Genomic DNA, 12,014 nt, shown 5'->3' with positions numbered 1-12,014 from the left:
CTGGAACAGGGGCACAATATCCCCTAAAGTGGGCGCTAATGATAAGGATTATCACCCACCTGTCAACCTACAAGGATAGTTATGGTTAACAGCTTTTTCCAGCCAGGACTTTCTGTTTTTCAAGCCTTTAAGGGCTTGAGCCTGACTGGGCGCTGTATTCTCTGTGATGCCATTGGCCAGCCTGGGCTGGATATATGCCAAGGCTGTGAGGCCGAGCTGCCAGGATTAGGCCCTCATTGCCGCCATTGCGCCTTACCGTTGCCCAGCTTGGATCAGACGCTTTGCGGCCAATGCCAGCTAATGCCACCACCCTTTGAACGGACGGTGGCTAGCTATTTATATCAGTACCCTGTGGCGGAGCTGATTGGTGGATTTAAGTACAACCGGCATCTTAGTTATGGAAAAGTCTTAACACTGGCCGGCCTTAATAGGTTTGTCAGTGCTTACAATCACGATCTGCCCGATATCATTACCCCCATTCCCCTGCATTGGCGCAGGCGGCTTAAGCGTGGCTTTAACCAGAGTGAGCATATCGCCGGTTATCTCTCTAAAGGGTTAGGTATACCTTTATTAACCCTGCTGAAACGCAGCCAATTTACGCCTCCCCAGCAACAACTCGATGCTCAACAGCGACGGCAAAATCTGAAGGGGGCTTTTGAGGCGACGCAGGTTTTAGAGGGGCAATGTGTGGCAGTGGTTGATGATGTGATGACAACAGGGGCGACGGCTACTGAAGTGACTAAGCAGCTATTGGACGCAGGGGCTGGTGAAGTCCATATCTGGGTATTGGCGAGGACGCCCTGATGCCAGCATATTATCTTATATTGCTAGCAATGATAGCATGCGCTATCATTGCAGCATCACGCCCCTTTTGGAGAGCCATAATGCCAAGCCTAAGCGTAAGAAAAATAGACGAGGACACCATGCATCGCTTACGGATTCAGGCCGCCATGCATGGCACCTCCATGGAGGAGGAAGTTCGCCAGATCCTAAAGCGAGCAGTGGCCGCGCCGGAAAGTCTGGGAGATCTCGCCGTTAAGTTATTCAGCCCGGCTTACGGCAGCGAAGCACTGGAATTACCCGAACGTGAAACCTTTCAACCGCTGAGTTTTGAATGATTATTCTGGATACCAATATAGTCTCGGAATTTATGACCTCACCACCGGCCAGTCAGGTTCTAAACTGGCTAAACGCCCAGCATGTCGCCTCACTCTATATATCGACTATCACCCTCGCTGAAATTAACTACGGCCTAAGCGTGATGCCAACAGGAAAACGCCGCCAACTATTAAGCAAACGATTTACGCAGTTTGTTGATGAAGCCTTTACCCAGCGTGTACTCTCCTTTGACGAGGCCGCTGCAAAGACTTATGGCGAGTTGATGGGCCACCGCAAGGAAATAGGACGACCCATGAGCAGCATGGATGGTCAGATTGCAGCCATAGCCCGAGCCAAAGGGTTTAGCGTTGCCACAAGAAATATTAAAGACTTTGAGCACTGCCAAATAGACCTGATCAACCCTTTTGATTAAGCCGGTTTACAGAGACGCCACCATGCAGAAACTGCTTATAGTAATCAGCCTATCTCTGGCAATAACCCATGCTGCGTATGCCGACTCCGCCACCATCGCCGTGGCAACAAATTTTAAAACAGCCATGACCCAGCTGATTGCACAATTCCACCAGCAATACCCACAACATCAAATCAAACAAAGCAACGCCTCCAGTGGCTCTATTGTTAATCAGGTACAACAAGGCGCACCCTTCACCGCTTTTTTATCCGCCGATAGCCGCTACCCGCAATCATTAGAAAGCCAAGGGCTAGCCATTGCCAATACCCGAACCACCTACGCCGAAGGCCAACTGGTGGTGGTAGCGCCCGGACAAATCATCAGCGACCCACAAACACTGAGCAAAGCTATTAAGGCCACCATTGAACAGCAACATAAAATCGCTATCGCCAACCCCGCCATTGCCCCTTATGGTATGGCCGCCCAACAAAGCCTGAACCACCTTAAGCTCTGGCAAAGCGCCCAAGCGCATTTAGTCAAAGGCAGTAATGTAGGGCAGACCTTTCAATATGTGGCCACGGGTAATGCGCCCATCGCCTTTGTTGCCCTATCCCAAGTCAAACACCTAAACCCCGCCATGGCGTACTGGCCCATTCCGCAAGACTGGTATCAACCGATACGCCAGCAAGCTATCCTGTTACAATCCGGCCAGACTAATCAGGCGGCGATTCAGTTTTTAGCGTTTTTACACACTGAACCTGCCAAAGCAACGATTCGCCAACAGGGCTATCGGATTTAACGAGACACCTATGCTGCCAGAGCAAGACCTGACTGCCATTGTGCTGACCATTAAACTGGCGGCAGTCACTACGGTGATTTTATTAGCGATAGGCACACCCTTAGCCTGGTGGCTGGCCCATACTCGCAACCGTGGCAAAGCTTTATTTGAAGCGATTGTTGCACTGCCCTTAGTACTGCCCCCTACCGTACTCGGTTTTTATTTATTGCTGGCATTTTCTCCCACCAGCCCCTTCGGGCAATTTTGGTTAGGTGCCACTGGTACACCGCTAGCGTTTAGTTTTAGTGCCTTGGTGATTGGCTCGGTACTGTATTCCTTACCCTTTGTAATCCAGCCCCTGCAAACCAGCTTTGAACAACTGCCCAAAAAATTATTTGAAGCTGCCTCTACTATGGGAGCCTCCTTTAAAGATCAATTTATTTCTTTAGTTTTACCACTGTGCAAACGCAGTTTTATTACCGCCGCCAGTTTAGGCTTTGCCCATACCATTGGTGAGTTTGGTGTAGTACTGATGATAGGCGGCAATATTCCGGGAGAGACACAGGTTCTCTCCATTAGCCTTTATGACAAAGTCGAAAACTTACAGTACAGCGAAGCCCATTGGCTGGCGGGCGGGCTAGTGATTTTTTCTTTGCTGTTATTAGCGTTTATTTATAGTTTAAAACGCGGCGATGCTAAATCAACAAGGGTAGGCCTGCTATGAGCCTGTCGATTAAACTTAAGCTGGAGCGGGAAAACTTTTCACTGGCGATAGATACCGTCTTGGAGGCCAAAGGATTTACCGCTGTCTATGGCCCTAGCGGTGCCGGTAAAACCACGTTGTTACGTTGGATAGCTGGGTTGGAACCAGCAACCCAAGGGGAACTCTCCTTTCAGCAAACCGTTTGGCAAGATAAAGAAAAAACATTGCCACCCCAACAACGTCAAATCGGCTATGTCTTTCAAGAGCCCCGTTTATTTCCACACTTAACCGTTGAAGGCAATCTTAATTACGCCTACCAAAGGCGCTTTAATAATAACGGCCCCTCACTAAACCAAGTCTGCGAATGGCTGGAAATAAAACATCTATTGATGCAAGGCAGCGAACAACTGTCCGGCGGCGAACAACAACGGGTAGCCATTGCCAGGGCCTTATTAAGCAGCCCGCAATTAATCCTGATGGATGAACCCTTAGCCTCCCTCGATAAACCCAGCAAGCAACGCATTATTAAACATTTGCAAACCCTGCAAGCCAATATGGCAACACCAATACTGTACGTCAGTCATGACTTTGAAGAAGTCAGTCAACTGGCAGACCAGCTACTACTGATTGACCAGGGGAAAATCACCGCCCAAGGTCCACTGCTGGAACTCAGCCATCGTATTGACTTACCGTTAAGCCATGAAGAAAATGCCGCCAGTATTATTGATGCCACTATCGAGCAACACGACAGAAGCAATCATCTAACGGAATTATTAATCGACAACCATCTATCCCTGTGGATTACTGCCATAGAAGGCCGTGAAGATGAACCTGTCCGTATTCGTATCCCCGCCAGGGATGTGAGTATTAATTTAGAGCGGGCAGAACATAGCAGTATCCTGAATATTCTACCGGCCACCATTGCCGAAATTGAACAAAGCGATAGCAGCGCCAGAGTGTTAATTAAACTTAAGGTAGCCCACCAATATATCTTAGTCCGGCTAACCCATAAATCCGTGACCCGACTGGAACTCACCGTTGGCCAACAAGTCTACGCCCAAATTAAAACCGTCGCGCTACTCAGCGATCAACGAGAACACTAATGCCAAACCCCCACCCCTACGACAGACTAACACCGGAACTCGTGATTGATGCCGTAGAAAGCACAGGCCGCTTAACTGACCTGCGTATCTTCCCGTTGAACAGTTATGAAAACCGCGTCTATCAAGTGGGCATGGATGAAGGCGACCCGGTGATTGTAAAATTCTATCGCCCTGAACGCTGGACTGAAGCGCAGATTTTAGAAGAGCATGAATTTAGCTATGAACTGTTTGATGCTGAAATTCCTGTGGTGCCGCCGCTGAAAAACGAGGCTGGTAAAACTTTATTGGATTATGAAGGCTATCAATTTTCTGTTTATCAACGCAAAGGTGGCCACGCCCCGGAGCTGGATGATTTAGATAATTTATTAATCCTTGGCCGCCTAACCGGAAGGATTCATGCCATTGGTGCACAAAAAGATTTTCAACACCGGCCCACCTTGGATATTGAGTCCTTTGGTGAAAACAGTTTTCAGCTGATCAGTGAGAAGTTTATCCCCAGTGATTTACGCACAGCCTATGTGAGCTTATGCGAAGACTTACTTAAAACTATTAAGCAACAATTTTCCCAAACCACCTTTACCAATATTCGCGTTCACGGTGATTGCCATTCCGGTAATATTTTATGGCGCGGTGAGTCACCGCATTTTGTGGATTTGGATGATAGTCGGATGGCACCGGCTATTCAGGATCTATGGATGTTTATGTCGGGGGACAGGCCCAATCAAACCGCACAGATTAGTGAGTTGGTGGAAGGTTATAACGAGTTTTTTGATTTTGATCCGCGGCAGTTGCATTTGATTGAAGCGTTGCGGACGTTAAGGATTATTCATTACAGCGCCTGGCTGGCCAGACGCTGGGAAGATCCTGCGTTCCCGCATAATTTTCCGTGGTTTAATACGCAGCGGTATTGGTCGGATCATATTTTGGAATTAAGGGAACAGTTTGCTTTGATTAATGAGCCATCGTTGCAATTGTTTTAACTCAACCCCTGCCTTCGCGGGAGTGACAATTTCGAACTCTTGTTGTACCCGCCACTTAATCATCCACGCCACCTGCCGCACTGGAATTAAAACCCACCGCAATCGCCCAAAATAAAAGAAAGGCTTGGCCAACCCAAAGGCCGGGCGGGGTTTGGTTGGAGGTCATAGGTTAGCCTTGTGTAGGTGAGTGATTAGGTGTTGCTGATGGTTTTACGATTAAACATTCAAAGACAAAAGGCAAGGCGTGCCCACTTCCTGCCCGCCTTATTTGCTAATAATTCATTAAATAGTCATTTATTTGATAATACTTCGCTAAAAACGCTCTTATTTGCTAATATTTCTCCAAATAGCCACCTTATTTGGTGATAATTCGCCTATTAGCAGGCATAACAATGAATAACTTATATTTTCCAGCCAGCGCCAATGATGCCAAACAACTCTCAAAGCGAGTCAGCAGCGGGGAGTTAAAGCGCATTCGTCAGGGCATCTATACCGACGCACCCTGGGAGCAGGTGCCCGCCCTAGTGCAAAGCCGCTGGTATGACATTGTTGACTACCTGTTTGAGAATGGCATTGCCTCGCACGTTACTGCAGCCGAACTCAGGCCGGTTGATGGGCGCGTGTTTATTAGTGCGGATATCAAGCACCGAAAAAAAATTACCATTGCCAACACATTAACGATTGATGCATACCCTGGCGACACACAGTTATTAACCGAGTCTTTTGTCCCCAACCTTCGACGCAGTGCACCAGCGCGCTATTTACTGGAAAATCTCCAAGCCACCAGAAAAAGAGCAGGCGACATCCAAAGTAAAGCGCAGGGCAAGGCATGGGTAGAAGGTGAGCTATGTAAAATACTGGAACGCCGTGGTGAAGATGAGCTTAACCGTATTAGAGATCTCGCCCGTGAACATGCTAGTGCGTTATCGCTGGAAAAAGAGTTTGAGCAATTAGACAAACTGATTGGCGCCGTCTTATCAACCAAGCCCGCAGGGCACTTAACGACGCCACAAGCTTTGGCAATGGCACGCCAGCAACCTTTTGATGCCAACCGTGTACAGGCCTTTGAGCAACTGGCCGACTACCTAAGTCGGTGCAACCTAAAACCAAAAGACTATCAATATTCTGCAAGCACTTGGCGCAACCTGTCTTTTTATGAGAGTTATTTCTCAAACTATATTGAAGGGACTGAATTTTTAATTGATGAGGCTGAAGATATTATCTTTTCAAAAAATATTATTGAGCAGCGTCAACAGGATAGTCATGATGTATTGTCGGTGTTTGATGTAGTTCAAGACTATCAGGAAATGACGACAACACCTTCATCAGCAGAAGAACTGCTGTCGCTATTAAGCGAGCGACACAAACTGATTATGCATCAACGCCCTGAAATACATCCCGGGCAATTCAAAAGCAAAGCCAATAAAGCGGGCGATAGCTTATTTGTTCTGCCGGAACAGGTAGAAGGCACATTAGCCCAAACCTTTGGTTTTTATACGGCGCTTCCAGCAGGCCTGCACCGTGCTATTTATATGCATTATCTTATCGCAGAAGTTCACCCGTTTGATGATGGCAACGGGCGACTGGCCAGAATTATGATGAATGCCGAATTAGCCAACGCCGAGCAATTCAAAATCATCGTACCTACCGTCCATAGAGACAGCTATTTAAACGGCCTGAGAGATGCAACCCGCCGCCATAAATTCAGAACAATGACCAAGGTTTTTTCTGATTTACAAGCCTACACCGCCTCCATTGAATGGGGTGATTACGGGGAGGCAAGGTCAACACTGGAAGCCCATTATGCCGACAAACTGCCTGATCAGGGGGTGCCTATCTTTAATCGGCAGATTTCAACATTCAAAATAGAGTTGCCAGTAGATTAAGTAGAGGGGAGAGATGGGAGAGACATCCAAAAAAAGCTTAAATAGTTAAACTGCTAATGAGTTTCTGTCCCATTAAATTCGTGATTAAATTCCTGCGATCAGCCCCAATGTAGTCGGGTTTTGGGTCGGGGGAGAAATTAATCACCTTTTCGGGGGAGAAGAAGCGCACGCAACCAATTTAAAACGGTATTTTCTTTCAACACTTCCCGATCAACACTATCAAAGAATTTCTCCTGCCCAATAGGATCGGCAAAATACTCTTTGCGCGTCATCATGTCATGCTCAGCATCCAGCTCTTTAACTACTATGGCAGGGTTACCCGCCACAACAACATTGGCAGGCACATCTTTAGTCACTATCGCTCCGGCAGCAACAATACTGTTCTCGCCAATAGTTACGCCCTTTAAAACTTTACTACCATCACCCAGCCACACATTATCCTTAATCACCACCGGCGCCACCTCATCCGTGCGATGTGCACGGTCATAAATCCCGTGCCAATCCGAATCCGTAATATAAACACCATTGGCGATCATCACACTGTCGCCAATAATAATTTGATCACCCGCCGAAATCCGACACCCCGGACTAATCAACACATAGTCACCAATATGCAACTCACCCTCATCAGGCTCACGGCCCCACACCCCCAACTTCACCCGACCACCAGGCTCCCCAATGATCGTCGCGCACTTCCCTATTGAAATATTCGGCCCCGAAATATCCACATACCAAGGCTTCATAATCGTATGGTGGTCACCCAGCTCATCACAGGCAGGGCGCAAAAAATGATTGGCATACCAACGACGGAAGCTTAAGTAGTTTTTTTTGACCCAATAAGGGCGGCGGTCTTGTCTCATAGTGGTCTCGTGCGTGTATTTCAAAGAGCAGTCTGCCAGCACACTTCTAAAATCGCAATGACTGAACCCCTATCCCTGTTATAATCAGCGCCATATTCATTTAACGATAGTCACTGTGTCTAACTCCCGCATTATCACCAGCAGCCAAACCGGTATCCACGACAATCTGGAGCCAGTGGTACGCCGGCATTTACACTCGCGCTTTCAACGCCCCTACCCGAATTACAGCAGAGATGTTTTTGAGCAGGCCGCACAGCGGGTAAGCCAACATCATGGCGATCTGATTCTCGACTCCTACTGCGGAGTCGGTGAAAGCACTGTCAGTCTGGCTAAACAATACCCCGGCGCTTTGATCATCGGTATTGATAAATCCGTGGTCAGGCTAACCAAACACAATGAACACTACCGACAATCCGGCGTGGATAACTACCTGCTACTGCGGGCCGATGTGGATGACTTTTGGCGTTTAGCGGTTGAGGCTAATTGGCAATTAGCCAGGCATTGCGTGTTTTATCCCAACCCTTGGCCTAAATCCTCCCAGTTGAAACGTCGAGTGCATGGCTCCCCTCTATTCTCCAGCCTATTGGCGCTGGGTGGCGAGGTGGAACTTCGCAGTAATTGGCCTATCTATGTACAGGAGTTTGCTGCTGCATTAGCGGTGGCAAACTATAGCGCCAAGGCTGAGCCATTTACCCCAGAGCCCGTGATTACACCCTTTGAGCGTAAATATAGTGAGTCTGGGCAGCCGCTCTGGCGCTGTCTTTGTGACCTTAATAGGCAATCCGCCACTTGATTAAGCATTAATCAGCCCCCACAATTACTAACTAGCAATAAACAACCGATATACGGGCACTTCGTCATGGCTACACAACCGATTTCAATCACCAGTGATAACGACAGTATTTGGCTCGCTATTCGCGAGGAAACTGAGAAGACGCTAAGCAAAGAGCCGGTGCTGACCAGCTTTTTGCACTCGACCATTCTTAACCACCAGTCGCTGGAATGTGCTTTGAGTTTTCACCTGGCCCACAAACTCGATAGCCCCACCGCTTCAGCCCTGTTGTTACGGGAAGTGATTGAGCAAGCATTAAAAGAAGACCCGTCCATTGGTAAAGCGATTCGCTGTGATTTGCGCGCCGTGCTGGAACGTGACTCGGCCTGTAATAGTTATTCGATTCCGTTTTTATATTTTAAAGGCTTTCACGCTTTGCAGGCTTATCGTGTGGGCCACTGGTTGTGGACTCAAGGCCGTGAAGAGCTGGCGTTGTTTTTACAAAACTGTGTCTCTACAGAATTTGGTGTAGATATTCACCCCGCCGCTAAAATTGGCCACGGCATTTTGATGGATCACGGCACCGGTGTGGTTATTGGTGAAACGGCGGTGGTTGGTAATAACGTTTCTATATTGCAGTCGGTAACACTGGGCGGTACCGGTAAAGAAGAAGGTGACCGTCACCCGAAAGTGGGCGACGGCGTGTTAATCAGTGCCGGTGCAAAAATTCTGGGCAATATTAAGATTGGCAGTGGCGCTAAAATTGGTGCGGGCAGCGTGGTATTGCAGGATGTTGAAGCGCATACCACGGTAGTGGGTGTGCCAGCCAAGGAAATTGGTCGCCCAACCTCAGACCAGCCAGCACTGGAAATGAATCACGGCTTTACTTGTGATATGGATTGCGATAAATAAGGATTATTGGCAGCGGGGCTTTTTGCCCTGCTGGCGTGCTGCAGCGTACAAATCAAAAGCCACCTCCATATTTGCTTCTAAGCCTTTTATACGGCTTTGATTGGATGGGTGCGTCGACATAAATTCCGGCGGCGCACCATTCGAATTGGCTGCCATATTATGCCAAAGGGTCACGCTGGCACGGGGATCAAAACCGGCTTTTGCCATTAGTTTTAAGCCTATAATATCCGCTTCGGTTTCGTGGGAACGACTAAACGGTAGTGCTACGCCGTATTGCGCGCCAACACCCATTGCTGCCATGACCATTGCCCCCCTTTCTGTTCCCTCCAACAGCGTACCCAGTAATTGCTGAGTAGTTTGTGAAGCATACTGAATCGACACCCGCTCGTTACCGTGCTGGGCTAGTACATGGCCGATCTCATGGCCAACAATGGTGGCTAGTTGGTTTTGGTCATTGGCGACTTTTAAGATACCGGTATGAATACCAATTTTATTGCCGGGTAAGGCGAAGGCGTTGGCGCTGTCGTCTTTAAAGACGACGACTTCCCAGTTACGTTTTTGAGCGCTGGGGAGTGCTGCGATTACACCATTGGCAACGCAGTCTACATATTGATTGGTGGCGACGGCTTTTTCGACTTCGGTAGTTTTTTTCATTTCCGTGAAAGCGGCGACACCCATTTGGTCCATTTCGGATTCTGGCATTAACAGTAATTGTGAGCGACCGGTTGGGGAGGTGGCACAGGCGGCGGTGGCCAAGGCTAAAACAAGGGTGACAATACGTTTCATAAGAGTTGTCCTGTGACCGTAAAATAGTCTGAAGGTTTATCTAACTAAATTTTATAGCGATAGCCGGGAAACAACAATTTTCTTGTTAAAAAATAAGCTGTCATTCCCGCGAAGGCGGGAATCCAGTGCTGTAGATTTTCGCGGCAGCGGAAATAACAGCATAAGCATGCAGTCTGGATTCCCGCCTTCGCGGGAATGACGGAGGTGGGGTTAGGCGGCACTCTCTTGCAGAAAACGCTGCAGGGCTTCAAAGCCACCGATATGATCCTGGCCGTGGAAGACCTGAGGCACCGTGGTTACTGGGCCGCCTACGGTTTTTTCAAGGTCAGCCTGACTAATACCCTCTTTCTCAATATCCACATAGCGGTAGGCCAGCCCTTTAATCTCGCAAAGCTCTTTAGCCCGACGGCAAAAGCCACAGCTCTCTTTTCCGAATATGGTGAATCTTTGCATGGTGGTGCTCCTCTTTAAATGATAGTGAGAGTATGCAGCCGAGATTGTGATTAGAGAAGTTGATTATAATTATGGAATTGATAAATTTTGACTATATAGAAATCTCAGGCTCATCGACTACGATAAGCCACTATGCACCTATTATCGGTAGTGCTTGTGGAAGTGCTTGTGGTACTACTTGTGATAAGGCGCTGACAGCTCATGCACAGATTCGATAAAGGCTCTGGCATGTTCTGGATCCACTTCCGGGGTAATGCCGTGACCCAGGTTAAAGACATGACCGCTACCGTTACCAAAACCTGCCAGAATGGTTTTTACTTCTTCCTGAATGCGACCCGGTGATGCATAGAGCATGGTGGGGTCCATATTGCCCTGTAGTGCTACCTTGTCCCCTACCCGCGCGCGGGCATTGCCAATATCAGTAGTCCAATCCAAACCTAAAGCTGTGGCACCGGTATTGGCCATGGTTTCTAACCACTGGCCACCGTTTTTGGTAAAGAGAATCACAGGGACTTCGCGGCCTTCATGTTCACGGATTAAACCGTTAACAATTTTCTGCATATAGTCTAAAGAAAATTCTTTATAGGCATTGTGGCTCAGCGCCCCACCCCAGGTATCAAAAATTTGTACAGCTTGCGCGCCGGCTTTGATCTGACCATTTAGGTAGGCGGTTACACTTTGGGCTAGTTTATCCAGCAGTGCATGCATGGTTTGAGGTTCGTTAAAGGCCAGGGCTTTAGCTAAACGATGATCTTTTGAGGAACCACCTTCAACCATATAAGTGGCCAAGGTCCACGGGCTACCGGAGAAACCGATTAGTGGCACACGACCATTTAGTTCTTTACGAATGGTGCTAACTGCATCCATCACATAGCCCAAATCTTTTTCTGCATCAGGAATCGGTAAAGCTTCTACTTCGGCAGCTGTTGTTACGGTCTTTTTAAAACGTGGACCTTCGCCGGTTTCAAAATATAAACCCAGACCCATAGCATCGGGGATGGTTAAGATATCGGAAAATAAAATCGCCGCATCTAATGAAGGGTAACGGTCCAAAGGCTGCATGGTCACTTCACAGGCAAACTCGGGATTCATACACAGCGACATAAAGTCACCGGCCTTGGCGCGGCTGGCGCGGTACTCTGGTAAATAACGACCTGCCTGGCGCATCATCCAGACCGGGGTAAAGTCAACGGGTTGTTTTAATAGGGCACGTAGAAAGCGATCGTTTTTTAACTCGGACATACGGTCTTTACCTATCGACATAAAAAAGG

At 48.1% G+C, this 12,014-nt stretch carries 14 protein-coding genes; 10 read left to right on the top strand and 4 right to left on the bottom strand.

The window, feature by feature from the left end:
* Positions 1 to 81 precede the first annotated feature (81 nt).
* From P8H32_RS06215 to P8H32_RS06180, 8 genes are all read left to right on the top strand, one after another.
* The gene (locus P8H32_RS06215; protein ID WP_301088772.1) at positions 82 to 804 is read left to right on the top strand and encodes a ComF family protein; all 723 of its coding nucleotides are present in this window, start codon (positions 82 to 84) and stop codon (positions 802 to 804) included.
* 80 nt (positions 805 to 884) lie between these two features.
* Positions 885 to 1,118, top strand: coding sequence for a hypothetical protein (locus P8H32_RS06210; protein WP_297291357.1), 234 nt, complete (start codon positions 885 to 887; stop codon positions 1,116 to 1,118).
* A complete protein-coding gene (locus P8H32_RS06205; RefSeq protein WP_297291358.1) occupies positions 1,115 to 1,531 on the top strand; it encodes a type II toxin-antitoxin system VapC family toxin in 417 nt (138 codons plus the stop codon). The genes P8H32_RS06210 and P8H32_RS06205 overlap by 4 nt, the downstream gene beginning before the upstream one ends.
* Positions 1,532 to 1,553: 22 nt before the next feature.
* Complete coding sequence (gene modA / locus P8H32_RS06200; RefSeq protein ID WP_301088770.1) at positions 1,554 to 2,309, top strand: molybdate ABC transporter substrate-binding protein; 756 nt, start codon at positions 1,554 to 1,556, stop codon at positions 2,307 to 2,309.
* A gap of 10 nt (positions 2,310 to 2,319) precedes the next feature.
* The gene (modB, locus tag P8H32_RS06195; protein WP_301088768.1) at positions 2,320 to 3,012 is read left to right on the top strand and encodes a molybdate ABC transporter permease subunit; all 693 of its coding nucleotides are present in this window, start codon (positions 2,320 to 2,322) and stop codon (positions 3,010 to 3,012) included.
* Positions 3,009 to 4,094 carry a molybdenum ABC transporter ATP-binding protein gene (gene modC, locus P8H32_RS06190; RefSeq protein ID WP_301088767.1) on the top strand — a complete coding sequence of 362 codons (1,086 nt, stop codon included), beginning with the start codon at positions 3,009 to 3,011 and terminating at the stop codon, positions 4,092 to 4,094. The genes modB and modC overlap by 4 nt, the downstream gene beginning before the upstream one ends.
* A complete protein-coding gene (locus P8H32_RS06185; protein WP_297291362.1) occupies positions 4,094 to 5,074 on the top strand; it encodes a serine/threonine protein kinase in 981 nt (326 codons plus the stop codon). The genes modC and P8H32_RS06185 overlap by 1 nt, the downstream gene beginning before the upstream one ends.
* A gap of 392 nt (positions 5,075 to 5,466) precedes the next feature.
* Complete coding sequence (locus tag P8H32_RS06180; RefSeq protein WP_301088766.1) at positions 5,467 to 6,960, top strand: Fic family protein; 1,494 nt, start codon at positions 5,467 to 5,469, stop codon at positions 6,958 to 6,960.
* A gap of 137 nt (positions 6,961 to 7,097) precedes the next feature.
* On the opposite strand, the gene P8H32_RS06175 is transcribed toward P8H32_RS06180, so the two are convergent.
* Positions 7,098 to 7,820, bottom strand: coding sequence for a DapH/DapD/GlmU-related protein (locus P8H32_RS06175; protein ID WP_297291364.1), 723 nt, complete (start codon positions 7,818 to 7,820; stop codon positions 7,098 to 7,100).
* 61 nt (positions 7,821 to 7,881) lie between these two features.
* On the opposite strand from P8H32_RS06175, the gene P8H32_RS06170 reads away from it, so the two are divergent.
* Both P8H32_RS06170 and cysE read left to right on the top strand, forming a co-directional pair.
* On the top strand, positions 7,882 to 8,613 hold the full coding sequence (locus tag P8H32_RS06170; protein ID WP_367279170.1) for a tRNA (guanosine(46)-N(7))-methyltransferase TrmB: 732 nt from the start codon (positions 7,882 to 7,884) through the stop codon (positions 8,611 to 8,613).
* Positions 8,614 to 8,679: 66 nt separating this feature from the next.
* Positions 8,680 to 9,504 carry a serine O-acetyltransferase gene (gene cysE, locus P8H32_RS06165; RefSeq protein ID WP_297291365.1) on the top strand — a complete coding sequence of 275 codons (825 nt, stop codon included), beginning with the start codon at positions 8,680 to 8,682 and terminating at the stop codon, positions 9,502 to 9,504.
* 3 nt (positions 9,505 to 9,507) lie between these two features.
* Here the strand turns inward: cysE and P8H32_RS06160 are convergent, their stop codons facing one another.
* From P8H32_RS06160 to hemE, 3 genes are all read right to left on the bottom strand, one after another.
* Positions 9,508 to 10,290: a M48 family metallopeptidase gene (locus tag P8H32_RS06160; RefSeq protein WP_297291366.1), complete on the bottom strand. Its 783-nt coding sequence runs from the start codon at positions 10,288 to 10,290 to the stop codon at positions 9,508 to 9,510.
* A 210-nt stretch (positions 10,291 to 10,500) separates the two neighbouring features.
* Positions 10,501 to 10,743 carry a GrxA family glutaredoxin gene (locus P8H32_RS06155; protein WP_297291020.1) on the bottom strand — a complete coding sequence of 81 codons (243 nt, stop codon included), beginning with the start codon at positions 10,741 to 10,743 and terminating at the stop codon, positions 10,501 to 10,503.
* Between the two features lie 174 nt (positions 10,744 to 10,917).
* Positions 10,918 to 11,985: a uroporphyrinogen decarboxylase gene (hemE, locus tag P8H32_RS06150; RefSeq protein WP_297291021.1), complete on the bottom strand. Its 1,068-nt coding sequence runs from the start codon at positions 11,983 to 11,985 to the stop codon at positions 10,918 to 10,920.
* Between the last annotated feature and the right edge of the window lie 29 nt (positions 11,986 to 12,014).

Origin of the sequence: Oceanicoccus sp., from assembly GCF_029238675.1 — a bacterium.
In the GTDB taxonomy this organism is placed as follows: Bacteria; Pseudomonadota; Gammaproteobacteria; order Pseudomonadales; family Dasaniaceae; genus Oceanicoccus.
The sequence above is the reverse complement of the archived record's forward strand: the minus strand, read 5'-3'. Positions and strand labels throughout refer to the sequence as shown.

Excerpts from the sequence above, each read along its gene's own strand:
- P8H32_RS06215 (WP_301088772.1), top strand. The coding sequence starts at position 82 with ATGGTTAACAGCTTTTTCCAGCCAGGACTTTCTGTTTTTCAAGCCTTT.
- modC (WP_301088767.1), top strand. The coding sequence starts at position 3,009 with ATGAGCCTGTCGATTAAACTTAAGCTGGAGCGGGAAAACTTTTCACTG.
- hemE (WP_297291021.1), bottom strand. The coding sequence starts at position 11,985 with ATGTCCGAGTTAAAAAACGATCGCTTTCTACGTGCCCTATTAAAACAA.
- P8H32_RS06155 (WP_297291020.1), bottom strand. The coding sequence starts at position 10,743 with ATGCAAAGATTCACCATATTCGGAAAAGAGAGCTGTGGCTTTTGCCGT.
- P8H32_RS06210 (WP_297291357.1), top strand. The coding sequence starts at position 885 with ATGCCAAGCCTAAGCGTAAGAAAAATAGACGAGGACACCATGCATCGC.
- modB (WP_301088768.1), top strand. The coding sequence starts at position 2,320 with ATGCTGCCAGAGCAAGACCTGACTGCCATTGTGCTGACCATTAAACTG.
- P8H32_RS06180 (WP_301088766.1), top strand. The coding sequence starts at position 5,467 with ATGAATAACTTATATTTTCCAGCCAGCGCCAATGATGCCAAACAACTC.
- cysE (WP_297291365.1), top strand. The coding sequence starts at position 8,680 with ATGGCTACACAACCGATTTCAATCACCAGTGATAACGACAGTATTTGG.
- P8H32_RS06175 (WP_297291364.1), bottom strand. The coding sequence starts at position 7,820 with ATGAGACAAGACCGCCGCCCTTATTGGGTCAAAAAAAACTACTTAAGC.
- modA (WP_301088770.1), top strand. The coding sequence starts at position 1,554 with ATGCAGAAACTGCTTATAGTAATCAGCCTATCTCTGGCAATAACCCAT.
- P8H32_RS06185 (WP_297291362.1), top strand. The coding sequence starts at position 4,094 with ATGCCAAACCCCCACCCCTACGACAGACTAACACCGGAACTCGTGATT.
- P8H32_RS06205 (WP_297291358.1), top strand. The coding sequence starts at position 1,115 with ATGATTATTCTGGATACCAATATAGTCTCGGAATTTATGACCTCACCA.
- P8H32_RS06160 (WP_297291366.1), bottom strand. The coding sequence starts at position 10,290 with ATGAAACGTATTGTCACCCTTGTTTTAGCCTTGGCCACCGCCGCCTGT.